The sequence below is a fragment of the Comamonas sp. FUJ_7 genome (assembly GCF_057369555.1).
The window spans coordinates 1-17,176 of record NZ_JBXXZI010000009.1 but is presented as its reverse complement, the minus strand read 5'-3'; the positions used below and the strand labels follow the sequence as shown (position 1 = coordinate 17,176).

Here is a 17,176-nt window from a genome sequence, read left to right as displayed (position 1 = left end):
TGTATATGGGCTGAAGGCCGATAAGACTCAAAGTCCTCTCGGCCTTTTTCGTGAGCCAGCTGTAACTCAGCTGGTTTTGCGACAGCTGGCAAAGGCGTCCAGGGGGCGCTGGTAGGCGGGCGAGGAAACATCCATCAGCCCCAGCACGGTATGGAACAGGTTGTCGTGGGAGCGGGGCTGATCCAGTGTTTTGCCCAGGCAGTCCTGATCCAGGTGTGTGCGTGCGCCCAGCGTGCTCAGCCAGGCAATCATGGGCACATGCTTTTGCGCCTCCGGTGCCATGGCGTAGGGCATGCCGTGCAGATAAACATCCATCTCGCCCAGCGACTCGCCGTGATCGGACATGTAGAACATGCCGGTTTCAAACTGGGCTTGCTGTGTCTTGAGCCAGTCTATGGTCTGAGCCAGAAAGCGGTCGGTGTAGCGAATGGAGTTGTCATAGACGTTGACCACATCCTGGCGAGAGCAACTCGACAAGGCATTGGTGGCGCACTCGGGCTGGAAGGCCTTGAGGTCGGGTGTGGAGCGCTTGAAGTATTCGGGGCCGTGACTGCCCATCTGGTGCATGACCAGCACCAGCCCCTTGGCGCGCCGGGCGGGGTCCAGTTGGGCGATGCGCTCGTCCAGGCCGCTGAGCAGCATGCCGTCCAGGCACTCTCCATCCCTGGCGCACAGGGCCTTGCCGTCGGGTGTGTTCACGCTGTCCGAGGTGCTGGCCATGGGAGTGCGCTTGCAAACGCCCTTGCAGCCGGCCTGATTGTCGATCCAGAGCACTGCCAGGCCAGCGGCCTGCAGAACGTCGAGCAGGTTGTCATGCTCGACCTTGGAGGCATAAAAGCCTTCGCGGCCCAGATGAGAAAACATGCAGGGCACGGATTCGCGGGTGCTGGTGCCGCAGGAGTGCGCATTGCGCCAGCTCAGCACCTTGCGCTGTGCCAGCTCCGGGTTGGTGTCGCGCGCATAGCCGTTGAGGCTGAAATGGTCGGCGCGGGCCGTTTCACCGACCACCAGCACCAGCAGCGGCGGCTTTTGTGCAGAGGCGTAGCTGCTGCCCAGTGCTGCGTCCCCTGTGATGCTGACAAAGGGGTGGGGCTTGTTGAGCAGAGGATCGAGCGTGACGGAGGCGGCTGAGAGTACAGGGTTGATTGGATTGATCATGTAGCGCAGCCACAGGTTGTTGCGCACCACAGGCGCCAGGTCCTTGTACGACACCGCCAGGGCGCTGCCCAGCAGCATGAGACTGGCGAGCACCAGCACCGTGGTGCGCAGCACATTGCGCCACGCGCTGCTGGCACGTTTGAGCGGCGTCTTCCACAGCCAGACGGCTGGCAGGATGGCGATGACCAGAACCTGGGCCAGCAGCTTGATGTTCAAGAGGTCTGCACTTTCGCGGGCGTCGGTCTGCAGGATGTTGTGGATCATGCCCCGGTCCATCACCGTGCCATAGCTGACCATAAAGTACTGGGCGCAGGCAGCAACCAGCAGCAGCGCTATCCAGAAAGGCTTGGTAAAGCGGGGCCAGGCGAACAAGGCCATGGGCAGCAGGCAGGCGCCCAGCACCAGGGGCAGTACACGCAAGGCCAGAATGCTCAGGCTGCCGTTGTAGCCCTCCAGCGAGGGCAGGCGCAGCCACAGTGCCCAGTTGGCGCTCAGCGTTAGCCAGATGGCTAAAGCCAGTGCGATGAACTGGGGTGTGCGAGGCTGAAAGAGGCGTGAGGACGCAGGGACTGATGCGAAGGTCGATGAAGCCACGGTAGAAGGCCAAAAAACGGTATGCAGAAAGTCTGATGAGACTTTCTTAAAAGCCGCTGAAGCCGTCGAAGCTGTCTCGGAGATCGCTCCCGCCCTGAGACAGGAGGTCCTTGTGCCCCTAAGGCGCTCTTATTGGCACATGGGTGATGTGCCTGAGGCCGCCCCCCATTGCTCGCACAGCCGCTGCTTGCGCTGCTCGGGAGGCAGCTTGGCCAGCTCGCGCATCTGGGTGTGAAAGTGCTGCCAGGTTTGGGGTGTGGCGGGTGCATCACCGCGCAGTCGCTGCCACCAGTGGGACATGGCCGGAACCCAGTCGTCATAAGCGGCCAGTGCGCCAAAGCTGGCGTTGTTGGCCTGGGCGACCCAGCGGTCGGTTTGCGACAGGCGCTGGAAGTATTGCTCGCGCAGGGCGGGAGTGGTCAGCAGGGGCTCGTCACTGGCGACCCACTGCGCTCTGAGTTGTGCATAAGTGCTGCGGAATTCTTCAAAGACTTTGCTTTTGATAGCTGTAAGCGCTTTGCTATCAAGGGCTTGCGTTTCTTTTTGTGCATAAATTGACTGCAAGCGATGGCGGGTCTCGCGCGTGAGTTGCTGCCAGAGGCTGCGCCGCTGCTGGGCTCGTTGCCAGCGTTGCTGCGCAGCGGGGCTGGCATGCGCCTGCAGCCACAGCGGCGTGGCCATGCGCTCCACCGTGGTGGCAAAGGATTCGTTGAAGGCGGTATCGTTTTTGACGTAGAGCTGCTGGTGTGCCAGCTCGTGAAACAGCAGGCCGGCAAAGTCTCCCTCCTGCCAGTCGATAAAGCTGCTGAGCAAGGGGTCTCCGCCCAGCCAGTTCAGATAGCCGAGCGTGGAGTACGCCGGCACGCCGTAGACGCTGACCTCCAGGCCCTGGCTATGCATTTCATACGCTTTGGCGTGTGCGTCCGCTTCGGCAAAGTAGCCTCGGTAGGCAATGCAGCCGGTAATGGGAAAGCACCACTGGTGCATCTCTAGACTGTCGGGCGGAGCCGCGACCACGTTCCAGACCGCAAACGGGCGCGGCAACTGCGCGTATCGGGTGTAGCTGGCATTGTCGGGCAGGGCCAGTTCCTGGCTGGCAAAGCGGCGCATCTGCTGCGCCGCCTCCAGCCGCTGGCGCAAGGGCGGCGGTGTTTTTGCGTCTGCCAGCCAGTCATCAATGGGGCGTGCCGCCTGAAGAATCTGCATCTGGCCCTTGAAACCCTGCCAGTAATAGCCGGCGCTGCTGCAGCCGGACAAGCCGACAATTGCGGCGGCAAATCCCAGTGCGGCCGTCAGGCTGACTACACTCATCCTTTTTCTCATTGCGCTTGTTCGCCAGTCTGGTTTCGTTTCATGGATTTTTTAACGCTCGCCATCATTGTCACCACCGTGCTCTATATCCTCAAGAAGCAGGAGCAAAAGCAGCACACCCAGTTGCTGGCCCAGCATCTGTCGCGTTTTCAGATTGAAAAGCTCATGGCCAATCTGATGGAGGGCTATTTGCGTGTGATTGCCGAAAAAGACGAGCAGCGCCGGGCACAGATATGGCCGGTGCTAGCCAACACGGAAAGCAGCCTGGTGAGCCAGTTCCAGCGCTTTGCCGATGAATTTGCGACGCTGCCGGCTGAGCAGACCCGGGCCAGCACCTTGCCGCTGGCCTTGCCGTATATGACGCGGGTTCTGCCGTCTGCCACGATGGACGTGCGTGCTGCCATGAAGCTGCATGCGCAGGCCATGGCGGCTGCACGTGTGGGAGAGGCGGTGGATGAGCAGGAGCGCAAAAGCCGGGCCTTCACCATGACGGCTGAGCTGATGCTGATGCAGCACACCTGCCACTGGTTTTGCCGCAGCCGCACGATTGCCTCCATGCGTTTGCTGGCGCGCCACAAAACGGCGTATGAGCAAGTGTTGCAATCTGTTTCTCCAGCGACGCTCAAGGCCTATGAGAAGCTGGTGAACTCCCGTAGCTGAGTCACCTGCGTGCCTGTGGATGCGGGCAAGCGATGGTTGTGCTGGCCTTGACCCTGTCATGCGTGACATGAACAATGGTTTGCATGAAAAACCTGTTGAGCACATTGGAGCCGCTGCTTGCAAGACTTCCTGTGACGGCATCGGTACAGCTTCCTTCAGGGGAGCGCATCGGCCCTGAGCGCAGTGCGGTTCAATTGATTTTTCGCTCTCCCAAGGCATTGGCGGCCTTGCTGGAGGGGCAGGTGGGCAGCATAGGCTCTGCCATCGTGGAGGGCTGGGTCGACGTCCACGGCAGCGCCCGGGACATCATGGCAGCCGCCACGGGCTTGCTTCATGGCAGCCCGGTAAGCCACAAGCCTTCATGGCTGGGCCAGAAGGTCTCCAAGGCGAAATCTCTGGCCATGCATACCCTGGTCAGGGATGCGGAGCAGATACAGTTTCATTACGACCTGTCTGACGACTTCTACGCGCTGTGGCTGGACCCGCGCCGTGTGTACTCCTGCGCTTACTACCAGGATCAGAGCATGAGCCTGGCGCAGGCGCAGGAGGCCAAGCTCGATCACATTTGCAAAAAGCTCAAACTGCAGCCCGGAGAGCGCTTCTGGGACATAGGCTCGGGCTGGGGCGGGCTGATCTTCTGGGCCGCAGAGCATTACGGCGTGAAGGCGCACGGCATTACCTTGTCACGCAACCAGTTTGAGCATGTGCAGCGGCTGATTGTGGAAAAAGGCCTGCAGGGCCAGGTCCAGGTGGAACTGCGTGACTATCGCAAGATGGAGGGCGTGCAGCCTTTTGACAAGATCGGCTCGGTCGGCATGTTCGAGCATGTGGGCAGTGCCAACCTGCCCGAGTATTTTCAGACCATCTACTCCATGCTCAAGCCCGGTGGGATGGCGCTGGTGCATGGCATTACGGCGGGCGGCGTCAGCAATGTGGAGCTGGGTGCAGGCATGGGGGAGTTCATCAATCGCTACATCTTCCCGGGGGGCGAACTCATGCATGTCAGCCGTGTGCTGCATGACCTGGCAGCCAGCGGGCTGGAGATGGTGGATACCGAGAATCTACGACCCCATTACGCCCGTACCCTGTGGGCATGGTCGGATTCGCTGGAGCAGCAAATGGATGCCGCCAGCGCCATCCTGCGCGCTCAGTACGACGAGGAAAAAGCCCTCAAGGCGCTGAAGGCCTACCGCCTGTATCTGGCTGGTTGCGCCATGGGTTTTGAGCAAGGCTGGATTGCGCTGCATCAGATGCTGTGCATCCGGCCTGATGCCGATATGGAAAGCGGAGTCATGACTGGAGCGCAGAGCAGCTATCCTTTCAACCGCGAATACATCTATCGCTGAAGGAATAGCACCATGCCCTACAAATTCAAATCGCGCGCTACAGCAGATCTCATCATGCTCGATGCCAATGGCCGCAAGCTGCTGGAAATCATTGGCAAGTCTCCGGATGAGGCCAGCGGCATCATCACGGTGGAGCAAATTCCGGCTGCGATTGCGGCTTTGGAAGCCGCCGCTGCAGAAGAGGCCGCCAGACTCAAGGCGGAGACCGAAGAGGATGCCGTGCAAGAGGACGCACAGGCTTCAGCCAAAGACGGCGTGGGTCTGAGCCAGCGCATCGTGCCTTTTGTGGACATGCTCAGACGCAGTGCAGCCGAAGGCAAGGAAGTGACCTGGTAAACACTGCCTGAGCCGCGTTGTTGATGCACATGAAAAAGCCTGCAGATGCAGGCTTTTTGTTTGGAGAGGCGAAGGCCTATCAGTCGGCGTAAATGCCGGCGGCCTTGATGACCTTGCCCCACTTGGCGATTTCACTCTCCACAAACTTCTTGTGACCAGCGGGGGTGATGCGGTCATCCGTGGCAATCACGGCACCCAGTGCTTCCTGACGCTTGATGAACTCGGGGTCCTTCAGGGAAGCCTTCATGGCCTCGTTGACCTTCTTGACCACGTCGGCAGGTGTGCCCTTGGGAGCGTACAGGCCGTGCCAGATAGTCACGTTGAAGTCCTTCATGCCCAGGGACTGCAGCGTGGGCAGATCCTTGAGAGCAGGCGTTGTCAGAGGCTTGGAGGTGGTCACCGCATACGCCTGCACCTTCTTGGCGGCGATCTGCGAGGTGGTATTGGTGGTCTGGTCACACAGCAGGTCCACCTGGTTGCCCATCAGGTCGGCAATCGCGGGAGCGGCGCCCTTGTAGGGTACGGGTGTCATTTCCTGCTGCAGTGATGCCTGGAACATCAGGCCGCACAGGTGCGAGGCAGAGCCCACGCCGGCATTGGCCAGATTCACCTTGCCCTGGTTCTTGCCAACCCAGTCCTTGACTTCAGCGAAGTTCTTGGCGGGCAGTGTGGGGCGACCGATCAGTGTCATGGGCACATCGTTGATGATGCCGGCGTACTCGAAATCATTGAGCACGTTGAAAGACAGCTTGCGGTACAGCGTAGGGATGGTGGACATGCCGATGTGCGTGAGCAGCAGCGTGTAGCCGTCATTCTTGGCGCGTGCGGCCTTGGCGGTGCCGATAGTGCTGCCAGCGCCGTCGGCGTTGTCGATGACGATGGTGGCATTGTTCATGTGCTTGCGCATGGACTCGGCCAGGTCGCGTGCCACCTTGTCGGTGGGGCCGCCTGCGGTAAAGGGCACGATGATGGTCACGGTCTTGCCAGCAGCGGGGTAGCTGCTGTCGGCGTGGCTGCTGATGGCTGCGGTAGCGGCCAGAGCAACGGCGGCGATTTTGAAATACGTCTTCATTTTGTCTCCCTGAGTTCACGTCCGCCAAGACCAAGAAAGTTGGCTTACCCTGACGCGAAACCGGATTCTAGGTAGCGAGAAAGCGTAGGGTTTTATTTTTTTTCTAAGTGTTAACCCCGGATTGAGCGCGTGAACACATCTTGTTTGCGCTTGCGCAAAAAAGAAGCCTTTACTGGTAGCTTCGCGCGTCCTCAATCACCTTCCCATCATTGGGAAGGCTGCCTGGTGCGAGCATCTGCACTTCGCCGCGAAGCTTGGTGACTTCGCGCAGGGTGTCCGTGACCTGCAAGGCAAAGCCGGGAGCGGTCTCGGTGGTTTCTATCTGCAGCTGCATCTGGTCATTAGCCATTTCTCCGGTCACGACCAACCTGGCTTTGGCGATTTGAGGAAAGCGCTTGACGACTTCGGCCACCTGCTTGGCATGGACAAACATGCCGCGCACCTTGGTGGTCTGGTCGGCGCGACCCATCCAGCCCTTGATACGAGCATTGGTACGGCCAGTGGGGCATTGGCCGGGCAGATAGGCAGAGAGATCGCCCGTGCCGAAACGGATCAGCGGATAGTCGGGGTTGAGCGTGGTGATGACCAGCTCGCCCACTTCGCCCTCGGCGACTGGGTCGCCCGTGCCGGGGCGCACGATTTCCACAATCACACCTTCGTCCAGCACCAGGCCTTCGCGGGCTGCAGTTTCATAGGCAATCAAGCCCAGATCGGCTGTGCCATAGCTCTGGTAGGCATCAATGCCATGCTCTTGCATCCACTGGCTCAGCGATGGTGGGAAGGCTTCACCGCTGACCATGGCCTTGGTCAGGCTGGGCAGCTTGATGCCCATCTCTGCGGCCTTTTCCACAATGATCTTGAGAAAGCTGGGCGTGCCTACATAAGCCGCTGGGCGCAGGTCGGCCATGGCTTGCACCTGCTGTTCGGTCTGGCCCGTGCCGCCCGCAAACACGGTGCAGCCCAGCGCCTGTGCACCGGTTTCCATCATCGATCCAGCAGGCACAAAGTGGTAGGAAAAGCAGTTGTGCACCAGCTCGCCAGCCCTGAAGCCTGCGGCATGCATGGAGCGCGCCATGCGCCAGTAATCGGGGCGGCGGCTTTCAGGCTCGTAAATAGGCCCTGGGCTGGCAAACAGGCGGGGCATGTCACGCCCCAGCTCAATGGCATTGAACCCACCAAAAATCTGCTCAGGACGCTGAGCGCCTTGACGCTCCAGCAACTCGCTCTTGCGCGTCACCGGCAGCTGCGCCAGCGCCGCGCGGCTGGTGATACCGGCTGCATTCACCCCCTGCAAAATATCGGCAAACGCCGCCGATTTTTGCTGCGCATGGGCGATCTGTGCAGGTAAGGCGGCCATCAATGCTGCTTCGCGCTCATCAGGGCTGCGCGTTTCCAGAGAATCGTAGAAGTCACTCATGGCAAATCCTGTCGAAAAATCAGCAAGCAAAACTGAAGTCAATGGGCGCAACCTAAAAACTGGCGCGCACCAAGCCAGAGACAGCGGGCAAGCGCCGCCCCGCAGCGAGGCTGTCGTCCCCCTCTGGGGGAAGGCGCTGTAGCGCCTCAGGGGGATAGGGTCAGGCCAGCCAGCGCTTGCGCCTCTTGTAGCTCTTCACATCCTTGAAACTCTTGCGCTCGCCGCCGCCCACGCCCAGGTAGAACTCCTTGACGTCTTCATTGCTAGCCAGGTCGCTGGCTTTGCCATCCATGACGATGCGGCCACTCTCCATGATGTAGCCGTAGTCGGCGTACTTGAGCGCCATATTGGTGTTCTGCTCGGCCAGCAGGAAGGTGACTTTTTCCTTGCTGTTGAGGTCTTTGACGATGTGGAAAACCTCGTCCACGATCTGGGGCGCAAGGCCCATGGAGGGCTCGTCCAGGAGCACCATGCGCGGATTGCTCATCAGCGCCCGGCCAATGGCGCACATCTGCTGCTCGCCACCCGATGTATAGGCTGCCTGGCTGGTGCGGCGGGTCTTGAGACGCGGAAAATAGTTGTAGACCTTTTCCAGGTTGGCAGCGATCTCGCCCTTGTCGGTGCGGGTGTAGCTGCCCGTCATCAGGTTTTCTTCGATGGTCAGGTGGGCAAAGCAGTGCCGGCCTTCCATGACCTGTACCACGCCGCGCTTGACCAGCTCGGCGGGCGTGAGGTTGGCGATCTGCTCCCCTTCCAGCGTGATGCCGCCCTTGGTGACTTCGCCGCGCTCGCCCTTGAGTAGATTGGAGATGGCGCGCAGCGTGGTGGTCTTGCCCGCGCCATTGCCGCCCAGCAAGGCCACGATGCTCTGGTGCGGCACCTGCAGCGACACGCCCTTGAGCACCAGAATCACATGGTTGTAGATGACCTCAATGCCATTGACTTCCACCAGGGGCGCGGTCTGGGCAGGGGCGGAAAAGGTGTGCGGGGAGTCGGTCATACGGTCACCTGAAACTCAAAATAGATAGCTGTATGCGCTTGATGGATAAGCGCTTGAGGCTGATTTTTTATAAATCCGCTTGTTGCGAGACCAGTCTTGCTCAGAGGCGTCAAACAAGAGCCGCCCCGCAGCGAGGATGTCATCCCCTCTCGTTGAGAGGGGATGGTGCCAACGACATCAGTTGCAGGTACGCACCTTGATGTTTTTCTCCTTGGCGTACTTGTCCGCGTATTCCTTGTACAGCGGATCCAGCAGAGCCTTGTCGGCCTGGTACCAGTCGGAGGTCACCTTGAACTTGCTGCCGTCCCAGGTGGCGATACGCGCCCAGTCGGCGCCCAGGTGGTTGTCGCAGCTGGTCTTGAAGGGGCGGATGATCTTGCCGAAGCCCAGCTCATTGAGGCGCTCCTGCGTCAGGTTGAGGTTCTCCAGACCCCAGCGCACTTGCTCGGGCGTCATGACCTTGCCCTTGCCGTACTTCTCCTGAGCGGTGCGGATGGCTTCCACCTGCAGCATGGAGATCACCATGCCTCGGGTATGCGCCAGCTGACCCAGCTCCTTGGCGTCCTTAGCAGTGCCCTGGCCCTTGTCGTAGAGCATGGACTTGATGTCCGCATGCACCTTGTCGCTCTCGGCCGTGTTGTGGATGGTGACGGTGTTGTAGCCCTTGGCACCGGCGCCGATGTCCTTGACGTCATGGTCAGAACCACCCCACCACACGGCGTACATCTTCTCGCGAGGGTAGCCCGTGGCCTGTGCTTCGCGCACGGCGGTGGGCGTCATCACGCCGGCCGACCACAGCAGCACATAGTCGGGGCGGTTCTGGCGGATCTGCAGCCAGGTGGACTTCTGCTCCACACCGGGGGCAGTCACGGGCAGCTTGATCAGCTCGAAGCCTTCCTTGGCGGCGCGCTTTTCCAGCAGCGGGATAGGCTCCTTGCCATAAGGCGAGTCGTGATAGACCAAGGCGATCTTCTTGCCCTTGAGGTTGCCCTTTTCCTTCTTCAGAATGTCCTGCACGATGGAATCGGCTGCAGTCCAGTAATTGCCCAGCAGCGGGAAGTTCCACTCGAAGACCTTGCCGTCCACGGACTGAGACAGGCCATAGCCGGGAGTGACCACGGGAACCTTGTCGCTGGGAGCCTTGTCCGTCACGGCAAAGGTGATGCCGGTGGACTGGGTATCAAAGCCGGAGGCACCGCCGTCCTTGTTTTTCAGGCGCTCATAGCACTCCACACCCTTGGCAGTGTCATAGGCGGTTTCGCATTCTTCGAACTTGATCTTCACGCCGTTGATGCCGCCCTTGGCATTGACCAGCTTCAGGTAGTCCTGCTTGCCGTCACCCCATGGAATACCCAGGGGTGCGAACTGGCCGGTACGGTACACCAGCAGGGGCACAAATTGTTCCTGGGCTTGCACAGCGGGCGAGGCCATCAAGGCCCCCATGCCTGCAGCGACAGTGGCGGCAGCAATCGCAACTTTCTTGAACATCATCGACGGTCTCCTTGGGTTGTTTGGGACGCTGTCCCGGTTGCAGGCACTCTGTGGTGTCTTGTAGAAACGAAATTCACGTTCTCTGAACGAGCACAAACCATGTCAGGGGCACCGAGCAAGAGCCGCCTCGCGGCGAAGGTGCCGTCCCCCTTGGGGGAAGCCGCGTCAGCGGCACAGGGGGTAGTCATCTCAATGAGGAAACGGCCACACGCGCAGCTTCTGGCGAGCCGTGGACCACAGCTTGGCCAGTCCATGGGGTTCCACAATCAGGAAGAACACGATGAGCGCACCAAAAATCATGTGCTCCAGATAAGTGGCCGTGGCGGTGGACAGCGGCAGGCCCAACCAGTGCGGCACCTGGTTGAGCAGCAGGGGCAGCAGCACAAAGAAGGCGGCGCCAAAGATGCTGCCTACGACCGAGCCCAGGCCGCCGATGATGATCATGAACAGCAGCTGCAGAGAGCGGTCCAGACTGAAGGCAGCAGGCTCCCAGGCACCCAGGTGGACAAAGCCCCAGAGTGCGCCGGCTACGCCGACGATAAAGCTGCTGACGGCAAAGGCCGAGAGCTTGGCGTAGGTGGGGCGAATGCCGATCACGCTGGCGGCCACGTCCATGTCGCGCATCGCCATCCACTCACGGCCTACCGAGCTGCGCACCAGATTTTTAGCGGCCAGACCCAGTACACAGAGAATGACCAGACACAGCAGGTATTTCTCCATGGGGGTGTCGATCTGCCAGCTCAGAATGGCCAGTGGCTTGGCGCTGACGGAGCCGGATGAGGAGTTGTTCGTCACCCATGCAGCGCGGGTGGCCAGCCAGTCCACAAAGAACTGAGCCGCCAGTGTGGCTACCGCCAGATACAGGCCGCGAATGCGCAGGCTGGGCAGGCCAAAAATCACGCCGAACACCATGGCGATCAGCCCGCCGCCGATCAGCGCCACGAGCAAAGGCATGCCTTCGATGCGAGCCTGCAGGTTGTAGGCCGCATAAGCACCCACGGCCATGAAGGCGGCCGTGCCCAGCGAGATCTGTCCGCAGTAGCCCACCAGAATGTTCAGGCCCAGCGCCGCCAGAGACATGATGACAAAGGGGATCAGAATCGCCTGAAAGGTGTAGTCGCTGGCGATGAAGGGCACTGCCAGAAAGGCAAAGGCCAGCACAAGCAGGATGGCCCAGCGGTCCTGCGCTACACCAAAGATCTGCTGATCTGCTGCGTAGCTGGTCTTGAACTGGCCGTTTTCGCGATAAAACATGTTTTTGCTCTCCCAGTTCAGACGCGGTCAATGATCTTGTCACCAAACAAACCTTGGGGGCGCACCAGCAAGAAGCACAGGGCCAGACCATAGGCAAACCAGGTCTCGATGCCGCCGCCCACCATGGGGCCGAGATAGACTTCGGAGAGCTTCTCGCCCACACCGATGATCAGGCCGCCGATGATGGCGCCGGGCAGCGAGGTCAGGCCGCCCAGAATCACCACGGGCAGGGCCTTCAGGGCCACCAGCGATAGCGAATACTGCACGCCGAGCTTGCTGCCCCAGATGATGCCGACCACCAGCGCCACGCCGCCCGCCACCGACCAGACGATGACCCAGATGCGCGACAGCGGGATGCCGATGGACTGTGCCGCCTGGTGGTCGTCGGCCACGGCACGCAGGGCGCGACCGGTCTTGGTCTTCTGAAAGAAGATGCTCAGGCAGATCACCAGGATGGCGGCGATGCAGGCTGCGTAGAGGTCTTCCAGGCTGATCATCACGCCGCCCTGAAACAGACCATCCATGATGAAAATAGGGTCCTTGGGCATGCCCACGTCGATCTTGTAGACCTCGGAACCAAACACCATGGGGCCAAGGCCATCGAGCAGGTAGGCAATGCCCAGCGTGGCCATCAGCAAGGTGATGGGCTCCTGATTGACCAGATGGCGCAGGGCCAGCCGCTCGATCACCCAGGCAACGACCACCATCAGTGCCAGCGTGACGACGATGGCCAGCAGGTTGCCGACAAGGCCCGGCTCCATGCCCAGCCAGCTGGGAATCCACTGCGAAAAGCGCGCCATGGCCAGGGCCGAGAACAGCACCATCGCGCCCTGCGCAAAGTTGAAAACGCCCGAAGCCTTGAAGATCAGTACAAAGCCGATGGCGATCAGTGCGTACAGCGTGCCCACCATGAGGCCGCCGAACAAGGTTTCCAGAAAAAATCCCATGCTTTGCTCCTTCAGTGACCCGCGCCGAGGTAGGCCCGGATCACGTCTTCGTTGTTGCGCACTTCATCGGGTTCGCCATCGCCGATCTTCTTGCCGTAGTCCAGCACCACGACGCGGTCGCTGATGTCCATGACCACACCCATGTCGTGCTCGATCAGCACGATGGTGGTTCCAAACTCTTCGTTGACGTCGAGAATGAAGCGGCACATGTCCTGCTTTTCTTCCACGTTCATGCCTGCCATGGGCTCGTCCAGCAGCAACACCTGTGGCTCCATGGCGAGAGCTCGGCCTAGGTCCACACGCTTTTGCAGGCCATAGGGCAACTGGCCCACGGGTGTCTTGCGCCAGGCCTGAATTTCTAGAAAGTCGATGATGTGTTCGACAAACTCACGATGGGCAATCTCCTCACGCTTTGCAGGCCCCAAATGCAGAGCCTGCATGAGGAGATTGCTCTTAATTTTGAGGTTGCGGCCGGTCATGATGTTGTCGATCACGCTCATGCCCTTGAACAGCGCCAGATTCTGGAAGGTGCGGGCCACGCCCATCTCGGCGACCTGTCGGCTGTTCATATGACTGAAGGTCTGGCCGCGGAAGGTGATGGAGCCTTCGGACGGGGTGTACACGCCATTGATGCAGTTGAGCATCGAGCTCTTGCCTGCGCCATTGGGGCCGATGATGGAGCGGATCTCATGCTCTCTGACGTTGAACGAAATGTCGGTCAGAGCCTTCACCCCGCCAAAGCGCAGGCTGATGTTCTTGATGTCCAGAATGACGTCGCCGGTTTTTCTTGTCATGGGTGCTCCTCTCAGGCGGCGCGTGTGGTGGCTGGGTGCAATTGCGCGTCGACGATGGACAGCGTGGCGCTGACGCTGCCGGTGCGGCCATCTTCAAACTTCACCAAGGTCTCGATGAACTGCTCCTTCTTGCCGGTGTACAGCGCATCGACCAGCACGCCATATTTATCGGCAATAAAGTTGCGACGGACCTTGCGGGTACGGGTAAGCTCGTCGTCATCGGGGTCCAGCTCCTTGTGCAGCACCAGAAAGCGAGCCACCTGGGTGTCGGCCATGCCGGCTTCGCTGGCGAGGTCGGCATTGACCTTGGCAATGCACTCGGCCACCAGCTCCAGCACCTTGGCCTTGCTGGCCAAGTCCACATAGCCGCCATAAGGCAGGCCTTGACGCTCGGCCCAGTTGCCCACGGCTTCGTAGTCGATGTTGATGAAGGCGCAGACTTCGTCCCTGCCGTGCCCGAAGCACACGGCCTCCTTGATGTGGGGGAAGAACTTGAGCTTGTTTTCGATGTAGTTGGGCGCAAACATGGCACCGCGGCTGGTCTTGCCCACGTCCTTGGCCCGGTCGATGATGCGCAACTGGCCGCTGGCGTCGATCACGCCGGCATCGCCGGTGTGGAAGTAGCCGTCGGCATCAATGACTTCGGCGGTGGCGTCAGGCCGTTTGTAGTACTCCTTGAGTACCGACACGCCCTTGACCAGAACCTCGCCGTTGTCGGCAATCTTGAGCTCAATACCAGGAGCAGCTTGGCCCACGCTGGAGAGTTCCACCTGCCCATCGCGCTGCAGGCAGACGTAGGCACAGGTCTCGGTCTGGCCGTAGAGCTGCTTGAGATTGATGCCAATGGAGCGGAAGAAGCGAAATAGCTCAGGCCCAATAGCCGCACCCGCCGTATAAGCCACGCGAATGCGCGACAGGCCCATGGCGTTGCGCAGCGGCCCGTAAATGAAGAAGTTGCCCAATTGGTACTTGAGCCTGTCCATGGCGCCAACGCTCTTGCCATCCAGGATGTCCGAGCCCACGCGGCGCGCCACATCCATGGCCTTGGCATACATCCACTGCTTGAGGGGCGAGGCGTCTTCCATGCGGATGGAGACCGAGGTCAGCATGCCCTCGAAGATGCGCGGAGGTGCAAAGTAGTAGCTGGGGCCGATTTCCCGCAGGTCGATGGAGACAGTTGCGGCCGATTCAGGGCAGTTGATGGTGAAGCCCGCCACCAGCCACTGCGCAAACGAGAACAGATGGTCGCCCACCCAGGCAGGGGGCAGATAGCAGATCACATTGTCTGCAGCGTTCAGCTTGTCGGTCTGCACACCGCCACGTGCAGACTCGCCAAAGCTGGCGTGGGTCTGGCATACCCCCTTGGGTTTGCCCGTGGTGCCCGAGGTGTAGAGGATGACCGAAACATCATCGGGCTGCACTGCCTGCACCATGGCCTCATAGGCACCGGGGTGCAGCTCATCCCATGCTTTGCCTTGGGCCAGCAGCTCTTCGGTGCTGATCAGGCCGGGTTGGTCGTACTTGCGCAGGCCGCGTGGGTCGTCATAGATGATGTGGCGAATGCTGGGCACGTTCTCGCGCACCTCCAGCAGCTTGTCCACCTGCTCCTGATTTTCGGCAAAGGCAAACGCGATCTCTGCGTCCTCCATCACGAACATCATCTCGGCAGCCACGGCATCCTGGTAGAGCGGAATCGGTACAGCGCCGCAGCTTTGCACGGCCAGAAAGCCCAGGTAGACATGGGGCCGGTTGTCGCTGATGAAAGCCAGATTCTGGCCGCGCTCCAGACCCAAGGCACGCAGGCCGCAAGCCATGTGGCGCACGGTTTGCGCGGCTTCGCGCCAGCTCCAGGTTTGCCAGATGCCATATTCCTTCTCACGAAGAGCGGGTGCATCAGGGCGTTCTGTCGCGTGCTTGAGCAGCAGCTGAGGGAACGTGGTTGTCATGCCGGATCCTTTGAGTCTTGGGAGAAAACGGTGTCTAACAGCCGTTCTCGAAAGTCTTGCAAGCATGCTAAGGATGACTTTGACGTCAGGATGTCTGTTTGACGACAATTTGCGGGAAAGCCTTGATAGTGGAAATCCGCTGTAACAAATGCTGCTGAAATTGATGCAATTGCTGCCTCGTGGAAATCCCGCTGTTGTGGCCGCTCGGCTTTGGCAATGCTTGCAGCCCATGAGTCATGAACTGTCATTGCACCAGAGGCGGCGCAAGCCCTCGGAGGCGGAGTTGCAAGGTATTCCATGGTGGCCCGTGCTGCTGCCGCAGGAGCGCGAGAACGTGCTGAGGGTGCTGCTGGTAGGTGATGCAGAGCCTGGCGACTATGTCTGCCGCATCGGGCGGCCACCGACCTACTGGTTTGGTGTGGTGGACGGCTTGCTCAAGATGAACACCGAGAACGCCGATGGCGTCAGCATGACGCTGGCGGGGCTGCCGCCGGGGGGCTGGTTTGGCGAAGGCACGGTCATCAAGCGCGAGCCTTACCGCTACAACGTGCAGGCCATTCGCAAATCGGTGGTCGGAGGCCTGCCCATCGACATGTTTCATTGGTTGCTGGACCACTCCATAGGCTTTAACCGCTTTGTGATGAACCAACTCAACGAGCGTCTGGGGCAGTTCATTGCAGCGCGCGAGATCGATCGTATGAGCAACCCTGATCTGCGCGTGGCGCGTAGTCTGGCGGCACTGTTTAACCCGCTGCTGTATCCCGGAGTGGGGCAGGTGCTGCGCATCACCCAGCAGGAGCTGGCCAACCTGGTGGGACTGTCGCGCCAGCGTGTCAACGAGGCACTGTCGGTTTTGCAGCGTGAGCGCGTGATTCAGATCGAATATGGCGGCTTGCGTGTGCTGGAGCTGGAGGCTCTGCGCTATGGAGAGTTCTGCTCTCCCCGCAAGACGCTTGCTTGAGAGACTGGCTATAACCTAGGACCGCGCTGGAATTGTGGATAACTTCCGGCTCGCGCCCGCGCGTCGCGAGACAATTGCGGCCAAATGTCAGTCAATCCTCCTAAAGAGCCCGGCACCCCAGGTGCTGGCAATTCCTCCGCGCCGTCCGATTCTTCTTCGGCGCGCCCTGTTTTGCGTGCACCCTCCAAACCAGCCAAGGCAGACCGCCCCGCTGGTGGTGACCGTTCCGATCGCGGCTCACGCGGCGATGGCCTGCGTGGTGATCGTGGTGCCCGCCCTCAGCGTGATGACCGCGGCGGTCGTGGCGACCGTGGAGATCGTCCACGCGCTTCCGGCTTTGGTCGTCCTGATGGCGGACGTCCTGTTCGTGATGACGGCGAACGCCGTGGCGGCTTCTCGCAGCGCGATGATCGTCCTCGCTTTAGCCGCGACGATCGCCCATCGGAAGGCGGCGAGCGCCGCTTTGGCGGCGGTGACCGAGGTTTCCGTCCTTACGGCGAATCGCGTGAAGGCGGCGACCGTGGTGGAGAACGTCGCGAATTCCGTCCCCGTGATGACCGTCGTGACGATCGTCCTCAAAATCGCGATGGTCGTGACTTTGGTGACCGTCCCCGCAGCGGTGGCTTTGGTCGCCCGGATCAAGGTGGCGAGCGCCGTGAATTCCGTCCCCGCGATGATCGCCGTGACGATCGTCCACAAGGCCGTGACTTTGGTGACCGTCCTCGCAGCGGCGGCTTTGGCCGCCCGGATCAAGGCGGAGAACGCCGCGAATACCAGCCTCGAGATGGCGAGCGCCGCGAGTATCAACCACGTGACCGTTTTGAAGGCCGCCGCGATGATCGTCGTGACGATCGTCCACAGGGCCGTGACTTTGGTGACCGTCCCCGCA

At 60.5% G+C, this 17,176-nt stretch carries 14 protein-coding genes and 1 pseudogene; 5 read left to right on the top strand and 10 right to left on the bottom strand.

The features are described 5' to 3' along the window. Positions 1-66: 66 nt before the first annotated feature. Positions 67-1,752 (bottom strand): phosphoethanolamine transferase, encoded by a 1,686-nt coding sequence (locus tag AC2I9W_RS13865; protein WP_486410532.1) that lies wholly within the window; start codon positions 1,750-1,752, stop codon positions 67-69. Between the two features lie 129 nt (positions 1,753-1,881). Further along, on the bottom strand, positions 1,882-3,063 hold the full coding sequence (locus tag AC2I9W_RS13860; protein WP_486410531.1) for an aminopeptidase: 1,182 nt from the start codon (positions 3,061-3,063) through the stop codon (positions 1,882-1,884). A 42-nt stretch (positions 3,064-3,105) separates the two neighbouring features. Between AC2I9W_RS13860 and AC2I9W_RS13855 the strand changes: the two genes are divergently transcribed. The 3 genes from AC2I9W_RS13855 (at position 3,106) to AC2I9W_RS13845 (ending at position 5,405) form a co-directional block, all read left to right on the top strand. Further along, entirely contained in the window at positions 3,106-3,723 is a 618-nt protein-coding gene (locus tag AC2I9W_RS13855) for a hypothetical protein (RefSeq protein ID WP_158393833.1), read from the top strand. Between the two features lie 74 nt (positions 3,724-3,797). Next, positions 3,798-5,069 (top strand): class I SAM-dependent methyltransferase, encoded by a 1,272-nt coding sequence (locus tag AC2I9W_RS13850; protein ID WP_486410530.1) that lies wholly within the window; start codon positions 3,798-3,800, stop codon positions 5,067-5,069. Between the two features lie 12 nt (positions 5,070-5,081). Beyond that, complete coding sequence (locus AC2I9W_RS13845) at positions 5,082-5,405, top strand: DUF1840 domain-containing protein (RefSeq protein ID WP_158393831.1); 324 nt, start codon at positions 5,082-5,084, stop codon at positions 5,403-5,405. Between the two features lie 79 nt (positions 5,406-5,484). Here the strand turns inward: AC2I9W_RS13845 and AC2I9W_RS13840 are convergent, their stop codons facing one another. The 8 genes from AC2I9W_RS13840 to AC2I9W_RS13805 form a co-directional block, all read right to left on the bottom strand. After that, positions 5,485-6,477 (bottom strand): tripartite tricarboxylate transporter substrate-binding protein, encoded by a 993-nt coding sequence (locus AC2I9W_RS13840; protein ID WP_486410529.1) that lies wholly within the window; start codon positions 6,475-6,477, stop codon positions 5,485-5,487. A 169-nt stretch (positions 6,478-6,646) separates the two neighbouring features. Further along, the gene (locus AC2I9W_RS13835) at positions 6,647-7,894 is read right to left on the bottom strand and encodes a phenylacetate--CoA ligase family protein (protein ID WP_486410528.1); all 1,248 of its coding nucleotides are present in this window, start codon (positions 7,892-7,894) and stop codon (positions 6,647-6,649) included. A 160-nt stretch (positions 7,895-8,054) separates the two neighbouring features. Then, complete coding sequence (locus AC2I9W_RS13830) at positions 8,055-8,894, bottom strand: ABC transporter ATP-binding protein (protein ID WP_486410527.1); 840 nt, start codon at positions 8,892-8,894, stop codon at positions 8,055-8,057. A 177-nt stretch (positions 8,895-9,071) separates the two neighbouring features. Continuing rightward, entirely contained in the window at positions 9,072-10,385 is a 1,314-nt protein-coding gene (locus tag AC2I9W_RS13825) for an ABC transporter substrate-binding protein (RefSeq protein ID WP_486410526.1), read from the bottom strand. A gap of 189 nt (positions 10,386-10,574) precedes the next feature. Next, the gene (locus AC2I9W_RS13820) at positions 10,575-11,639 is read right to left on the bottom strand and encodes a branched-chain amino acid ABC transporter permease (protein ID WP_486410525.1); all 1,065 of its coding nucleotides are present in this window, start codon (positions 11,637-11,639) and stop codon (positions 10,575-10,577) included. Between the two features lie 17 nt (positions 11,640-11,656). Next, entirely contained in the window at positions 11,657-12,586 is a 930-nt protein-coding gene (locus AC2I9W_RS13815) for a branched-chain amino acid ABC transporter permease (RefSeq protein ID WP_486410524.1), read from the bottom strand. A gap of 11 nt (positions 12,587-12,597) precedes the next feature. Continuing rightward, a complete protein-coding gene (locus AC2I9W_RS13810) occupies positions 12,598-13,380 on the bottom strand; it encodes an ABC transporter ATP-binding protein (RefSeq protein ID WP_486410523.1) in 783 nt (260 codons plus the stop codon). An 11-nt stretch (positions 13,381-13,391) separates the two neighbouring features. Beyond that, complete coding sequence (locus AC2I9W_RS13805; RefSeq protein WP_486410522.1) at positions 13,392-15,326, bottom strand: AMP-dependent synthetase/ligase; 1,935 nt, start codon at positions 15,324-15,326, stop codon at positions 13,392-13,394. 229 nt (positions 15,327-15,555) lie between these two features. Between AC2I9W_RS13805 and AC2I9W_RS13800 the strand changes: the two genes are divergently transcribed. Both AC2I9W_RS13800 and AC2I9W_RS13795 read left to right on the top strand, forming a co-directional pair. Beyond that, positions 15,556-16,287 carry a Crp/Fnr family transcriptional regulator gene (locus AC2I9W_RS13800; RefSeq protein WP_486410521.1) on the top strand — a complete coding sequence of 244 codons (732 nt, stop codon included), beginning with the start codon at positions 15,556-15,558 and terminating at the stop codon, positions 16,285-16,287. Between the two features lie 84 nt (positions 16,288-16,371). Continuing rightward, a pseudogene (locus AC2I9W_RS13795) lies at positions 16,372-17,176 on the top strand (pseudouridine synthase); the annotation flags it as partial.